We start from the raw sequence: 13,280 nt of genomic DNA on the forward strand, positions 1-13,280 counted from the left end.
AGGTTATACCTCGTAAGCTTTCTCAGCAGCGAGATTAATTAGTTCCGTCGAATTGCTGCTACCTACGATTTCTTGGAACATTATCATCCCTGACAATGTTGGCATTGGGATCTGTCTGATTTCTGTTGCAGAAACAGTTACCGTTCCGCTACAGCACTTAAACAGTTCTTCAAATACTTCTGAATTTATAAATTTTGATAGTTGAGATGGTTTTATTTCAGAGTCTCTTACTTTTGAAACAACATTCACATGATTTTCGGCGATAAAACCACCGTATTTTTTTAGGAAATTCTTTGAAATACATGCAGAATAAATTCTTTTTCTCTGTTCTTTACTACTGGTTCTTTTTATAAGAATGGCCTGATCGAACAACACCCCGTAATTCATTTCGTGCTTATACCATTTCTGTTTTTCATGGATATATGCACGCTGAAGATCTACAGAATTTTCATATACCGCCTCAGACCAAATGATAGGAAAGCTTTTAGACTTCTTTTTAAAGCTAATTCGCTCTTGATTTCTATAAGGAACCAAGCAACCTGTTTTAACAATAAATCCCAGGCTTTCAATCGTATCTTTAGATTTTAGATAAAGCCTTGAGGCTTTATTTTCTTTTTTCGATTTTGGAAGCACCCAAAGACCGTTCTGGCAATTGGCTGCTTTTGTTTGAAATCCGATTTTTAGCTCACCGTTATTTTTCTTGAGCAACTGTATGCAATCTGGCTTGCCTTTATAACTGCCTTTTTTTAAAACCGATATAACTATTTCTTGCTGTACACCTTGAAATATTGATTTCCTATCCTCAAAGAATTCAAATCTCAGTGGAGTGGCTTCTCTTTCTATCCAGGTTCTTAGTTTTCTGAAGTAGCTACCGCTTAAATATCCCGTAGGAGTGATATAATGAAGAATTCCACCTTGCTTTACCAAGTCAACTCCAAGCTTGATAAAAAGCTGGTACAGATTCGCCTTACCGGAAATCACCTCAGAATATTCTTCATCAATAGCTGAAGAATCTTTTATGACTCCATAGGGAGGGTTACCTATGACGTAATCAAATTTTCCAAAGTAACATTTAGGTATGTCGAAAGCGCTTATATTTTTCACAATACGAGGGGGACATGAAGCTGTTGGCGAATATTCCGCAAGCACACAGTCCACAAGAAACTGAGATAACCACGCTGCAAAAGGATCAATTTCAATTCCGACAAGGCGACTAGAAATATCCGAAATCAAATGCCTTTTACTAAGATTGAGCATTTTCCTGCACAAAGGAGCAAGGTATGCTGCTCCACCAGATGATGGATCAACTATATGAGCTTTAGTAAAATCAACTCCCAATTTCTCTGCTGAATCTAACATTCGATCTACTACGCTTTTTGGTGTGTAGTAAATCCCAAACTTTTCTCTATAGTCTTTTGGAAGGTTGCGTTGATACAACAAGCTAATTACATAACCCACTTCTTCTGGAGATTGATCGACTAATGTATTACCCAATTCTTTTGCTAATTCACACTGTCTCCTACTTAACTCACCGTCTGCGTCTGGCGCCAGCGATATCCGACGTAACCGCCATTTGACCCGAGTCCTTTTTTTGACAGAAATCCAATATTCTTTAGCCACTTGATAACAAAAGTTTTGAGCTTCATCGATTTTTCGGTTTTCAGAGCTCATTGAACTTTTTGAAAGCTCTGCAAAATCAATAGAGCGATCAAATACGTCAAATTGAGTTTCATTTTTTAGTAGCACCGATATTTTCCTTTCAAACCTCTAAAAAGTATTATTCTCAATTAGTTAAGATAGCTAATAAGCGGACAAGAAGTACGTATTAAGATGAACAGTCATTGGATCTTTATTGTGACATCGGACTATACCAGCATTTTTGAGCTATTTATCTGGCACTTAGGGATTAGATCCTACCGTCGATTAGGAGATTGGCATCTCAGGGCTTGTTTCTTTACCCCTCCCCCATTTCGTCTTGCTGGATCGCCTATCAGGAATTAATACTCCTTCTTTTATATGTCCCCCATCACAACCACGTTTTTAGTCGTGAGTGTTTTTCATTCTAATCCCCATCACAGCCAGCTGAGTGCAAAGCGATTGAGCGTGGTATTTCCCATAGGACGTGGGAACTGACTCGGCACATCGTGTGCCTCGGTCTGCGACCAGCACGTAAATCAGCTGCCCAAATTTGATCCATTCAAATTTGTAGGGTTGGAGAGACAGGCCGTCGAATCAACCCGACCGCGCTCAATAACCGGAACGAGGGTAGCCGTAGGCCTGGATGTTGGGCGCCCTTTTTTTGCGTCTCGTTTTTAGGGCGAACAAAAAATGAGACTCCTAATTAGGTGGACACCTAAAATCCCCTGCGTAGGTGAAACCTACAATCTCCCTTCCCGTAGATGGAATCTACAACCTCCCAGGTGATTCTGAAACACTAATAGGACACACACGTTAGTAATGTATTTTGCCTTTCGATCAGCTCTTACGTGATTCTCTTAGTGCCCCGCTCCAGGCTCAGGCTCAACCCCAAGTTCCTCACCATATTCCCTCAAATTTTTGATCCTATCTTCTGGCGCGGGATGGGTTGAAAACATATTTACCCATTTTGGGGCTTCTTGTTGTTCTTTTAGGAATTGAAATAAACGATCGGAGCCTTCTGTGGTGCCGTATTGGTCGAATACGATTTTGAGTCCGAACTTATCGGCTTTGGATTCTTGCTTGCGGGAATAGTCGCCTTGAATGACCGACATGATGATGGGCGACTAAAACGTGCCTGTCCTAATACGTAACATTAACGACTTACACCTACAAACTGACTCTTATTTAAACGGCAAGCGATATTTCATTAAAAAGACAAAAAAGCGGTATACCGCGGCTAACTCATACCATGTCTCAGTTTCAACAATTGAAGGCTATCCAATATTGGCCATTCAATGACTGCAAGATATACTTCGGCGCTCATAATAAATGGATGCTCAAAGAAAGGAATCTTAGATGGGAACTGAAACCGTTATTGAAGCCGGAAATCAATGCCTTGAGGAAAGGACTGAAATTCCCGGAGCGCCTTTATGGCATATGGGCAAAACCGCACGATTTGAATCCAAAGAAAGTTTTGATTTATTGCAGAACACTGTGGATTACCTCACCTGTAAAGCACAAGCCAAACTCCCCTTCACTGCCAATGAAAAAGAATTCATGAAGGAACTGTATGAGGCACTTTGGTGGGGTGGTCACTACCACGGGTTTCATGAGGCCGCTCAGCTGGCAAATCATTATGTTAATGGGAACGGTTCCAGCGTTAAATTAGCGCCCGCGCTATACACAGAATCGGTCATTGTCGCCGACCTTATTACTGCCATAAAAAAACATATCGCCTTAAAGAAATCGAAGCACTTGCCTTTCAATCATATTAAAACAGGCGATCCCGATTTTTTAAATGCCACTCATGTGGCTTTGCTTAAAAAGGGCAAGCGGAATGTTCAACAACAAGGCTATTTACTACCCGAAGGTGCCCTCCTTGTCGAACAAAGCAATTTAAGATTAAAAAATGCCGATCACCGTTTTCATATTTCTGTGAATACCACGTTTAGTAACAAACAATTTTTTTCTAACTGGTCTATCGCCAGTTATTATGATTTTGAATCGTTTGACGTCAGTAAGGATTTCATAACCGACATTCCATTAAATGGAAAATTTATTTTGAAACTTCCAGATGGGCTTTCTCACTATCTCACCAAGATTGGCGTCGCGCAGGAATTTTCCTATGGAACCACTTGGACGGAAATTTGGGTATAAATATAGAATGAAAAATAACTATAACTTTATAAATTATGCCTTTATAAATCGAATCGTTATCTTTTTGATAGTCTTGCTCATCGCCGCCTGCTCCAACGAGCAAGACTGCTTTATCGCTGATCGCAACGAAGCAGTTACGACGACATCGATTGGCGATAAAGAATACAGTATTTATTTACGAACGTCTGGCTTCCAGGAAAAGGAATTTTTTTATGTTCTTTACCCTGGCGTACCGGAGTTTGATACTTGCGGAAAATCATCTGTCGAAGAACTAATCATTACGCATATAAATTTAGATGAAGGTAAGCCCACCAAGCTCGTTGTCAGTGAATCAGAAATGATTGTGGAATACATACGAGATAGCTCAACTGCGACTACGCTAGATTCAATTGACGTAGAAACCCGCTGACCAGCACAAATCTAACCAGCGAAATGATATTATTATTTTTAACTCTCAATAAATTGCACAACTGACTCATTACTACCCCTACCGATAAAATCAACATGCGCTGGGTCGGGTTGCGGCTGGCGAACACCGTATAGCATTATAGACCTTAATCAGAACAGTCAGTTTAACGACTCCTCGATCATAGTTTTGCCAACAACCAATATTCCCTCTTAAAACTCTCTATTCTTTAATGTTCTTGACTTGAACTGCTGGACCCGAATACCGCAGTGTAGTTAAGATTCAACGTCCCTTGGGATCTTAGCTGGACGACCAACTTAGCGAATCAAACCGTTCTCTCTCTATGGTTTATCCGCTGACGACTAGAAAATAACCGGAGCTTACACCATGGCAAAAACTTTCCTTTGGAACGCGATGGCCAAGCGCTACGCGAAAACCTCTATCGCTGACCAAGCCAGTTATGAAAAAAAACTGGAGATCACTCGCCGATACTTAACACCGGAAGACGAAGTTTTGGAAATTGGTTGTGGCACTGGCGCTACTGCCCTGCTGCACGCGCCCTATGTAAAACACATTGAGGCAACGGATTTCGCCAAAAACATGATCGCTATTGCGAAGCAGAGATTAAATGATAGCGACATTGATAACATCGATTTTGTGGTGGAAAGCGTCGAGGACTTGGCAAATAAAAATCAACAATATGACGTGATACTCGCTTTAAACATTCTGCACATTCTGGAAGACAAACGCTCGGCGATTAACAATCTATACCGCCTGCTTAAACCCGGTGGTTACTTAATTAGCAGTACGGCATGCATTGAACTCAAATCTGTACCTCTTTGGATAAAGTTACTTATCAAACCTTTCTCGTTGCTTGGTCTTGGCCCTACATTAATGGAACTGAGCAAATCAGATTTATTATCTATGATGGAGGATGCGGGCTTTGCACTAAGCGAACAATGGAAACCTGAAGGAACGGATGCGGTAATTTTTCTCGTCAACCAAAAATCTTTATAAAAAAGTTAGCGCTCCCGCTGCGAAAGTGTTTAGCAGTAGTTTGCTTGGATATTTTGAGACGGGGAGATAATAAAAGCGTGAATGTGGCTGCATTAATAAAGCTGTCTTACTCAACATTAACAAAACAGTCATACTCAACATTAATAAAATAATCATACTCAACCAACAGACAACACTATTATGAAAGAACCACTACAACTCAAAGTATTTACTGATTACGTTTGACCTTGGTGTTACCTCAGTACCGTGAGTATTGAAAAACTCAAACGAAAGTATCCGCTAAAACTGCAATGGATTCATTTTCCCCTTCATCCAGAAACACCGATGGAGGGGCGCTCGCTGGAGGATTTATTTAACAGTCGGGATTTGAATGCAATGCGTGAACGTTTTCGGCAATTGTTTGCAGAGGCAGGTTTACCCTATGGAACACGTTCGATGACTTATAACAGTCGCCTCGCGCAAGAGCTCGGCGCTTGGGCGGATACACAGCTAGACGGTGAAGCCATTCATGATGCGCTGTATCGTGCTTATTTTGCAGAGGGAATAAATATCGCCAATGTGGATGCTCTGGTAACTATTGCAGAATCCATTGGTCTTGATGGCAAAGAGGCAAGAAAGGTCGTCGAACAAAGGCTTTTTCGCGCGCAGGTGGATAAGGATTGGCAATTTTCTCGTGACTGCGGCATCACGGGTGTGCCGACCTTTCTCGCAAAAAATACTTTATTAGTGGGCTGCCAACCTTATGAGGTCTTGGAACAGTTCGCGCAAAATTGTATTGAGAAACAAAGCGGCAAATGAATAAAAATTGATACGAAACACTTTATCGGGACACGGATATGCTAGGAAGGTTGTTTGCTCGTATTTACCGTCGCTTGAGCACAGGAGAATTTTCAGTTCAGCTTATCTAAATATAATATACATCGATAACAATTTAGATAAGCTGAATGAATATAAACTTTTAGACATTGGGTTTTATTTATTAGGATGCTTTTCGTATTCAATGATCATTGCGTACAAGTCATCTTTAAGCTTTAAGCGCTCCTTCTTTTTTTCTTCTAAATATTCGTCGCTGGTGTTTTCGGCGCCCGTTTCGATACGATGAATTTCGTGATCGATCTCGTGGTATTCGTCAAAAAAGCGCGCGAAGTGATGGTTCGTGGTTTTTAGGTGATGGATGCTTTCTTTATGGGTCGGAAATTCGTGTAACAGATCATGTTTATCTAGAGACATACTCAGTTCCTATAATCGGGGTTTGAACTATTTAAATTTTTTAAACAGCCTTAGGGTCGTATCGGGTGCTCTTTGTAAATCATACCAAGTATTTTCTTAACCTTATTGCGCCAGCTCATGTACACGCGTTATTAATTGCCCGAATGAATCATTCTGCGAAAGGTTATGGGGAGAAAACAAGGCCGCTCTAATTAGCGGATTGCAGCCCCTCGATCGATTTTATAATTGGCTCGATACTGTTCTTATCCATAAAGTCAAAACCCTCGGTCATTTCTCGTTTGTCTTGTTCATTTTTCGCAGCCCACGCACCGATTTTTAAAACCACACGTGTCCACCAACTGACCATGCTGATGTCTAGCTTACCGCGTAATGCGACGTGTTTAATTTTTTCGGTGAGGCTTGTCGGCAAGCTTTTGGCGACCCATTTATCGACTTCGGGGCCAGGCGGAGCACCGGCAACCGAGTATAAAAGTACTGGTTTTTCGCTAAGGGCGTTTAAATATTTTTTGATCCAGCGGCGTATCGTGAGCTTGCCAACAATGACCGAGCTACCCAGGACTATAAAATCAAAATCTGCAGGATCGGGATGTGCTTGATTAATATCGTATATTGGTATCGTCGTTGCTTCGTGTATCCACTGCGCATATTGTGCCGTACTACCGTACTGGCCTGAGAAATAAAGTGCACCCTTCATATTGCGAGCCTCCGCTAGATAAATATAAACACCCTAGTCTTGTTAATTCTATTTGATGGCCGAGAAAAACTACTGACCTACATCAATCAATGATACCGATTATAACGGGTCTATTTTAAGGAGCCACTTATGACTGCTTGGAAGTTGTCGGAATTCACTACGCACTAGAGGTATTAATTTTACCGCCATTTACACTTTTTAAGTGTTCGCGATTAAATTTTTCGAACAGATAAAAAAAGGGACGAATAATTCGTCCCTTTTTAGTTTCTTTTTATTTTCTTTTTATTTTCTTTTTATTAATCGATAAATTAATCGATCGCTCGTCCGTCGCCCACTAAGTGCGAATGGCAGTCGACGGCTGGCGCAACACATTGTCGAACAAAGGTATCGGCAATGTCTGCGTCCCATCCTTCGAACCAATCAGCGTGTAAACTGCCGCCGGGTGGCACATTGGAGTTATGATCGCTGGAAATTTTAACGCCATCGAATCCACGCACCGAATAATGTAGGTGGAATGTAATTTTCGGAATAGGAACGGGGTGCGACGAGGGACAAGAATTGCCTGACGGATAAGCCATGTGGGACTTATGATCAGCAGAGTCGAGATTAACACCGTCCCAACATTGAGGGAATACAACCGTTGCCTTGTAATAATCATCTGAACCACATTGTCCAAAAGGAATGCCAAATTTTTCGCCGATGTAATTTCCGCAACCCCAATACGCATTAAATTGCTGACTCGTTGCGTTCATATCTCCGGCAATCATGCGTAAACCACGAGGAAAAGGTTGAATGGTATTCGGCGCAAGACTGTAGCCACTTTTGTAATACACATCCATATATTCAGGAACAACCATTTTGCCATCTAACTTGAGTACCGCTGGCATCCAATAAGAGGATCGGTTTGCAATGCCTCCTCGACAGGTACTGTTACCTGAATTTTTTATCGACGAAACGGTGGAGTGTGCGTTCGCTTCAGTGTTGCCATAAAACACATGCAAGTGTGAACGCCCTGGTTGTCCAGGATAAACAATCGGGTCGTCTTTAAGTGCATGGCTGTATTCACAACGCGTTCGGAAATTTCCGGTGCCATCACTTTCGCGGGGGAGCTGGCCGGTATAACGCACATCGAAAGTCGAACTACCTGGATCACCCGCGGGATAGCTGCCGGTAGAACCGTCATTCACATCATCATTGCTGTGACTACCGCCTTCATGATTATGAGATGAATCCCCTTCTTCTTCGGGCACTGGATTTGCGGGCGCAGGATCTGTGGGAACAGGGTCGACCGAGGGATTTGAATCTTCAACAGGTTCTGGCACTGGCTCAGGCTCTATAGGCAGGGGCTGTACCGGAACAGGATCGACATTTGCACCGGGATCTTCAACGCTTACTGGCTCTTCAGCAACAGGATTTGATGGAGCAGGAACGGAAGGCTCGGGTACAACTGGCGTCGGGGCTGATGGCGAAGGATTCTCTGTAGACACAGGTGTTTCATTTGATTCACCGCCTTCATTATTAATTGGATTGTTAGCTGAATCGCCACCTGAAACTATTTCAGTGCGTTCGGGCCCAAAGCATTGGACACGGCCAGTTGAGCGATAAAACTTTATTGAAATTGAATCTCGCGATTCAACCTTCGCCGTGATTGTCTTCGCGCGAAAATCATAAGCGAGATCTCGAAACCGGTAACCCAAAAAACGTAGCGGGTACCTTCCCGTGTAATGACATTTAAGTTGCGCCGATGCATCTAAACCTGAAGTGGCAAGTGTGTATTCTCCGGAACCACTTTCGTCGAAATAAAGCGTTTCATTTTCGGCGACGGCATTCATCGCCGTAAAAACAAATAACAGCGACGTTATTTTTTTACCCATATTCTTATTCATCAAACCTCCAAACTTACCCTGTTATAAAAAACCATTGAAAGGGCGCCGAAGTATATGGAGTTTGTATTTGGCGTAGTGTGACTTAATACTCACGAAACTAGAAAATAAAAACGCAAGCACGGCTACACTGTGTAAAGTTTTGATGTGTCGTGATTAGCCTCTTTATTTCAAGCTATTAACGCTAATAATTTATGGGGTGGTATTTCGAATGCTTATAGCCTAAAAATTAACGCTCTGAATTTTTTTATAAATTTATAATTTTTAAATTACTTTTTGCATTCATCGATAACGAATTTTTATACCTATGCTTTTTAAGAAAGTGATTGCGGAATTTAAAATCACGAGACCTACAACATTATGCGATTAAAACCCCCATAACATTCTGCAATTAAAACCAACTTAGCAATAGTAACTATTTTAATCGGCTTAATCAGTCACACATTAACCCTCTAAAAACCGGCGCTTCTTTATTTCCCCAAAAATTATTTGTTTTATAACACTGGTTCTTCACGGCACTTGATATTCCTAGGGCAGCGACAAAATGTACAACAGATAATCCTTAACCCATCGACCCATTGTTTACATAAAGTTTACTCAGCATAGCTTAAATCTAGGATATGGTTTCTGCTTCAAGCAAGCTTACTAATGGAGGAGTGCCAATTGAAATTCATTTATACAATGGTGTGGGCAATCGGTTTATGCAGCTATTGCGTGAGTCTTGAAGCCTCTGAAATTTATGCAGCGGCACAACTCAATGCCAACGCCGAGCGTGTTAAATTACTTACCGAATACGAGACCGCAAATACTAAACGCCAACATAGCCAAGTGATCTCACGGGCCGCTAGTCGTTTTCACTCCCTCCTCGTTAATGAATTGGTACCCCCCTGGTACGGCACTCTATGGGACTATAACGGCACCACCACGACACCGGGCGTGGGTAAAATCGCTTGCGGATATTTTGTTACGACACTTTTGCGTGATACTGGCGTCAATCTAGAGCGTGTGCGCTTAGCGCAACAAGCTTCAGAGCTGATCATTAAAACGCTTGTCACTGAACAATCGATTCGACGTTTTAGCGATAGCCCTATGAATGATTTTGTTGAAAATATTAATGCCTGGGGGAACGGACTCTACCTGGTCGGGCTTGATAATCATGTCGGTTTTTTATCGGTAGACGATGAAGGTTTTTATTTTATTCATTCCAGTTTCGTCGCACCGAGTTACGTGATTAAAGAAGATGCGGCGACATCGTCGGTTTTGGCATCTTCACGCTACAAAATAGTTGGCAAATTAGATGATTCGTCATTTATTCATAAATGGTTAAACAACGAAACGTTTAAACTCTGACAGCTTATTCAAGCAAGTTCATTACTTTAGAATTTTCGATGACATATTTTTAAAACAACGACCCGTAATTGCTAGGGTATTTTAAAAAACTCCTTTGCAACCTTTGTTGATTGCGCTGCAACTTGCTCTTCATCGACTCCGCGCAATTCGGCTAAGGTAGTGACTACACTGCTTAAGAATGCGGGCTCGTTTCTGCCTCCCTTTGCTAAGGATTTCATATTTCGCGGCGTCAAATACGGCGCGTCAGTTTCAATCATTAAGCGATCCGCGGGAATATACTTAACGATATCTTGCAAACTCTTCCCCCGCCGCTCATCACAGACCCAACCAGTGATGCCAATGTGGCAGTCCATATCCAAGTAACACTGCAATTGGTTTTTATTACCGGTAAAACAATGCACAACAGCGCCAGATAATTGATCTCTATATTCACTAAGAATTGCCACGAACTCGTCGTGTGCATCTCGCTCGTGCAAAAATACCGGCTTTTGAATATCGCAAGCAATCTCTAGTTGTTCTCGAAAACACTCAGCTTGTTGGGGTCGCGGTGAAAAATCCCGATTAAAATCCAAACCGCACTCGCCAACTGCCAGTACTTTTTCATCATTTAATAATTCTTGAATTCGGTATTTAGTGTCTGTGCTCCACGATTTTGCATCGTGGGGATGGACACCAGCTGTTGCTGATAAAAGATCAGGGAAGCGCTGGCTTAGCGTTAATGCATCATAACTATTTTGGGCAGACGTCCCAGTAATGAGAATATGTTCCAAACCCGCTTCTCGCGCTCTGACGAGCGTTTGCTCAAGATCGGAATGAAAGCGTTTGTTGGTAAGGTTCGCGCCTATGTCTATAAGGTTCTTATGTTGATTATTTGTCACTTATTTTCCTTGATAAGTTTTTCCCATTTTTCGGCCCAACCTGCCAGGGGCGCCAATGATTTTAATAAGGTTTTGCCGGGCTTCGTCAAACCGTAGCCTTTACCGTTGGTATGCTCGACGATATACCCTGCACGTAATTCAGCGAGTCTTTTATTGAGAACGGTTGGCGAAGGATTATCGCAGCGGCTCTGCAATTCTCTAAAAGTTAGTTCACCGCCACGAAGTTCCCACAGCATTCTCAATGTTTGCCTGCGCCCTAACAAATCTAGCAAGGCCATGGTTGGTCTACCGGTTTCAGAGCCACGAACTTTTTCGCCAGGTAATGGTTTTCTTGTCGTCATCAAATCATCTCAATCGGAATTGCTTATTCCGCAGCCTTGTTCTTGCTACTAAATATGTAGCATGATAAAGTCCGCTACTTTTTAAGTAGCAGGATTATATGATGAAAATCTCGACACGCAAAGCCCGCATTCAGCCACGACCCGAACCCTGGCCAAGCGCCATCGCTGAGACTTTGAGTTCGTACCCTCAAGGTAAAGATGGCTTGATCCGATTATTTAGAACCCTCGCACATTCCCATCGGACACTGGCAAGAATGGGACACGGTATGGTTTTAGATAAGGACAGCCCGCTGTCGATCAAACAACGCGAAATCTTAATTTTAAAAGTCAGCGCACTCTGTCAATGCCCCTACGAATGGGGGATTCACGTCAAAGTATTTACGCCTTTTTCTGGTTTAAATGAAGCCCAGATCGCCAATACCTGCGCTCCCGAAATTGACCGCACGCTTTGGTCCGAAGCAGAATCACTACTGCTTACTTTGGCCGATGAAATTCATCGGACCAATACCGTTAACGACCAGACCTGGGAAAAAATGCGAGAACACTGGGATACAGAACAAATCATGGAGATTATTTTTATTTGCGGTTTTTATCACACGATCGCTTACTTTAATAATGTTCTACAAATAGAACAGGAGGATGGCGCCCCTACCTTCTAAGTCCGCTTATTCGTTCTGATTTTCTTCTTTATTTTTTTACTGTATATTTTAACAGTATTCGTGGTAGACTCGATTTTTTCCACTATGAGGGCAAACCATGAGTATTGAAGTGATATACAGAGTACTGAAAACGAACGGTGAATTGGCGGGAGAGTATATGGACAAGAAGTTAGCGGATTCCCACGACCAAAAACTAGACTGCATCTACACCATTACCGATTTAATGTTAGAAGCATCAAAAGCACTCGATGCAGATACCGCTGAAGGTATTGCCGAGCACCTAGTTAACAACAAACAAACGATGCTAGATGCACTGAAAAAGGTAAAAGAATTTACTAAGCCTCAAACCGAAATGGAATTTAAAGAGAGCTCGAATGTTGAAACGCTAGAGACAGGTAAGCTAGAGATAAACAAGAAAGTAGCGAGCGCCTAGTCATGGCGCTCTTTAGCTTAGTGGGTTAAGATCATTCCCCGCTTGAGATCGCGGGATTAATTTTTATCATGCCTATGAATGATTCGGAGCAAGCGCTTTTTGAATGTTATCGATATCGAAGCTAGCGGGCTCGCTTGGGATTCATATCCTATCGAAATTGCTATTGTTATCAATAACAAAACTCATTGCTGGTTAATTAAACCTGAAACTGATTGGACGCACTGGGATATGCAAGCTGAAGCCTTACACGGCATTAGCCAAGCGCAGTTAATAGATAAAGGGAAATCCGCTAAGACCGTTGCCAAGGAAATAAATCGCTTAACCGAAAATGGTAACAGAGTACTTTATAGCGATGCCGCACGCTGGGATGGCGGATGGTTTACCACCTTGTTCGAAACTGTTGGTATCGAACAAAAAGCGCAAGTGTTACCCATTCAAGATTTAATGGACGAAGATCAATTCGATATTTTTGCACAAACCTTTGAAAAACTCGCAGAGTCTGGTAACTATCGGCTTCACCGAGCTGATTCTGATGCAGAGATGATTTACCAATCCTATTTAGTTGCTCATGGTAGCTAGGCACACACACCTTCA

15 protein-coding genes are annotated in these 13,280 nt (G+C 42.1%); 8 read left to right on the forward strand and 7 right to left on the reverse strand.

Annotation, left to right across the window (positions count from 1 at the left end):
- Nucleotides 1-3: 3 nt before the first annotated feature.
- Together ACYUCY_RS11245 and ACYUCY_RS11250 are read right to left on the reverse strand one after the other, a co-directional pair.
- Nucleotides 4-1,746, reverse strand: coding sequence for an Eco57I restriction-modification methylase domain-containing protein (locus ACYUCY_RS11245; RefSeq protein WP_460226581.1), 1,743 nt, complete (start codon nt 1,744-1,746; stop codon nt 4-6).
- A gap of 749 nt (nt 1,747-2,495) precedes the next feature.
- Entirely contained in the window at nt 2,496-2,750 is a 255-nt protein-coding gene (locus ACYUCY_RS11250) for a M48 family metalloprotease (protein WP_460226582.1), read from the reverse strand.
- A gap of 244 nt (nt 2,751-2,994) precedes the next feature.
- Here ACYUCY_RS11250 and ACYUCY_RS11255 point away from each other — a divergent pair, with 244 nt between their 5' ends.
- The 4 genes from ACYUCY_RS11255 (at nt 2,995) to ACYUCY_RS11270 (ending at nt 6,016) form a co-directional block, all read left to right on the forward strand.
- Nucleotides 2,995-3,795 carry a hypothetical protein gene (locus ACYUCY_RS11255; protein WP_460226583.1) on the forward strand — a complete coding sequence of 267 codons (801 nt, stop codon included), beginning with the start codon at nt 2,995-2,997 and terminating at the stop codon, nt 3,793-3,795.
- Nucleotides 3,796-3,802: 7 nt separating this feature from the next.
- A complete protein-coding gene (locus ACYUCY_RS11260) occupies nt 3,803-4,204 on the forward strand; it encodes a hypothetical protein (protein ID WP_460226584.1) in 402 nt (133 codons plus the stop codon).
- Nucleotides 4,205-4,588: 384 nt separating this feature from the next.
- Nucleotides 4,589-5,218, forward strand: coding sequence for a class I SAM-dependent methyltransferase (locus ACYUCY_RS11265; protein WP_460226585.1), 630 nt, complete (start codon nt 4,589-4,591; stop codon nt 5,216-5,218).
- A 180-nt stretch (nt 5,219-5,398) separates the two neighbouring features.
- A complete protein-coding gene (locus tag ACYUCY_RS11270) occupies nt 5,399-6,016 on the forward strand; it encodes a DsbA family oxidoreductase (protein ID WP_460226586.1) in 618 nt (205 codons plus the stop codon).
- Between the two features lie 174 nt (nt 6,017-6,190).
- Here the strand turns inward: ACYUCY_RS11270 and ACYUCY_RS11275 are convergent, their stop codons facing one another.
- The 3 genes from ACYUCY_RS11275 to ACYUCY_RS11285 all read right to left on the reverse strand — a co-directional run bounded on the left by ACYUCY_RS11275 (nt 6,191) and on the right by ACYUCY_RS11285 (nt 9,028).
- Entirely contained in the window at nt 6,191-6,448 is a 258-nt protein-coding gene (locus tag ACYUCY_RS11275) for a YdcH family protein (RefSeq protein ID WP_460226587.1), read from the reverse strand.
- A 187-nt stretch (nt 6,449-6,635) separates the two neighbouring features.
- The gene (locus tag ACYUCY_RS11280; RefSeq protein ID WP_460226588.1) at nt 6,636-7,142 is read right to left on the reverse strand and encodes a flavodoxin domain-containing protein; all 507 of its coding nucleotides are present in this window, start codon (nt 7,140-7,142) and stop codon (nt 6,636-6,638) included.
- A 308-nt stretch (nt 7,143-7,450) separates the two neighbouring features.
- Nucleotides 7,451-9,028 (reverse strand): DUF1996 domain-containing protein, encoded by a 1,578-nt coding sequence (locus ACYUCY_RS11285; protein WP_460226589.1) that lies wholly within the window; start codon nt 9,026-9,028, stop codon nt 7,451-7,453.
- A 660-nt stretch (nt 9,029-9,688) separates the two neighbouring features.
- On the opposite strand from ACYUCY_RS11285, the gene ACYUCY_RS11290 reads away from it, so the two are divergent.
- Nucleotides 9,689-10,375 carry a hypothetical protein gene (locus ACYUCY_RS11290; RefSeq protein WP_460226590.1) on the forward strand — a complete coding sequence of 229 codons (687 nt, stop codon included), beginning with the start codon at nt 9,689-9,691 and terminating at the stop codon, nt 10,373-10,375.
- Nucleotides 10,376-10,446: 71 nt separating this feature from the next.
- On the opposite strand, the gene ACYUCY_RS11295 is transcribed toward ACYUCY_RS11290, so the two are convergent.
- Together ACYUCY_RS11295 and ACYUCY_RS11300 are read right to left on the reverse strand one after the other, a co-directional pair.
- On the reverse strand, nt 10,447-11,253 hold the full coding sequence (locus ACYUCY_RS11295) for a TatD family hydrolase (protein WP_460226591.1): 807 nt from the start codon (nt 11,251-11,253) through the stop codon (nt 10,447-10,449).
- Nucleotides 11,250-11,594 (reverse strand): winged helix-turn-helix transcriptional regulator, encoded by a 345-nt coding sequence (locus ACYUCY_RS11300; RefSeq protein WP_460226592.1) that lies wholly within the window; start codon nt 11,592-11,594, stop codon nt 11,250-11,252. Before ACYUCY_RS11300 ends, ACYUCY_RS11295 begins: the two co-directional genes overlap by 4 nt.
- Nucleotides 11,595-11,692: 98 nt before the next feature.
- On the opposite strand from ACYUCY_RS11300, the gene ACYUCY_RS11305 reads away from it, so the two are divergent.
- The 3 genes from ACYUCY_RS11305 to ACYUCY_RS11315 all read left to right on the forward strand — a co-directional run bounded on the left by ACYUCY_RS11305 (nt 11,693) and on the right by ACYUCY_RS11315 (nt 13,265).
- Nucleotides 11,693-12,253 carry a carboxymuconolactone decarboxylase family protein gene (locus tag ACYUCY_RS11305; RefSeq protein WP_460226593.1) on the forward strand — a complete coding sequence of 187 codons (561 nt, stop codon included), beginning with the start codon at nt 11,693-11,695 and terminating at the stop codon, nt 12,251-12,253.
- Between the two features lie 97 nt (nt 12,254-12,350).
- Nucleotides 12,351-12,686 (forward strand): YebG family protein, encoded by a 336-nt coding sequence (locus ACYUCY_RS11310; RefSeq protein WP_460226594.1) that lies wholly within the window; start codon nt 12,351-12,353, stop codon nt 12,684-12,686.
- Between the two features lie 99 nt (nt 12,687-12,785).
- Nucleotides 12,786-13,265 (forward strand): 3'-5' exonuclease, encoded by a 480-nt coding sequence (locus ACYUCY_RS11315; RefSeq protein WP_460226595.1) that lies wholly within the window; start codon nt 12,786-12,788, stop codon nt 13,263-13,265.
- Nucleotides 13,266-13,280: the final 15 nt, after the last annotated feature.

Source organism: Aurantivibrio infirmus, assembly GCF_054767315.1.